This window comes from Streptomyces phytophilus (genome assembly GCF_013870535.1).
GTDB lineage: Bacteria > Actinomycetota > Actinomycetes > Streptomycetales > Streptomycetaceae > Streptomyces > Streptomyces phytophilus.
Map to the genome: position 1 here is coordinate 1 of NZ_JACBXC010001654.1, position 1,102 is coordinate 1,102.

The 1,102-nt window shown below is 70.5% G+C and carries 2 protein-coding genes; both read left to right on the forward strand.

Going from position 1 to position 1,102, the window contains the following annotated elements:
- A partial coding sequence (locus tag H5J30_RS34980; RefSeq protein ID WP_508471341.1) for a DUF8017 domain-containing protein occupies positions 1-616 on the forward strand: 616 nt, incomplete at its 5' end.
- Between the two features lie 51 nt (positions 617-667).
- Positions 668-1,102: MFS transporter (locus H5J30_RS34985; protein ID WP_181791824.1), on the forward strand; the 435-nt coding region annotated here is incomplete at its 3' end.

Genomic DNA, 1,102 nt, shown 5'->3' on the forward strand with positions numbered 1-1,102 from the left:
GTCCGACGAGCCCGTGCTGCAGGACGACCCGGACAACCCGCGCGGCGCCGCCGACGACCAGAAGATCGAACCCGTCGTCTCCGGCTGGAAGGCCGTCCACAACGCCAAGCGCCACAACGTCTACGACGTGCCGCCGGAGTGGGAGGTGCAGTCCCCGACGATGACCATCGGCTTCGAGGACGACTCCGGCCCGCTGGTGTCGATGACGGGCGCCGCGCTCTACAAGAACGGCATATGCAAGTACGCCAGCCGCGCCGGCGCCGGCACCAAGGGCGGCATCGGTGCGAAGAACACCAAGGAAGCCGTCGAGAACGAGGCCGGCGCCTGGGCCGAGGCCGCCTTCAACACCAGTAAGAAGGCGACCGTCAAGCAGACCGAGCCGGTGCCGTTCAGCAGCAAGCACGGCCTGAAGGGGCACATGGCCACCGCGACGGTCACCGACGTGCCGCGCGAGACCAAGTGCTCGGCCGACGGCAAGATCGTCGCGTTCACCTACACCGACGTCAAGGGCGAGTTCGCCACCTGGGTCCTGTACACCGACACCGGCGTGAAGGACGAGGTCCCGAACGACACCATTGCCAAGATCATGGACACCTTGCGCCCGCTGGAGGGCTGAGCGCCCGAATTCCACTTGGCAGCGGGGCGGCGGACCCGGCATAGTCCGCGGGTGATCCGTCCCCCCGCACCCGACGCCGACTCCCCGCCGGAGCCGGCACGGGACCCCGCAGCCGCCGGAACCGCGCCCCGCCGCTGGGCGGGGCGCAACTACACGCTGCTGTCCCTCGCCGCGGTGATCACCAACCTCGGCGCCTCCGGCGCGCTCATCGCCTCGGCGTTCGCGGTACTCGAAGCCGGCGGGTCCGCCACCGACGTCGGCCTGGTGGCCGCGGCGCGGACGACGGCGCTCATCGTCTTCATCCTCGTCGGCGGCGCGGTCGCCGACCGGATCCCGCGGCACCGCGTCATGGTCGTCGCGAACACCGTCAACTGCACCTCGCAGGGCATCTTCGCGGCGCTGGTGATCACCGGCGAGGCGCACCTGTGGCAGATGGTGCTGCTGTCCGCAATCGGCGGTACGGGGCACGCGTTCTTCGCGCCGGCC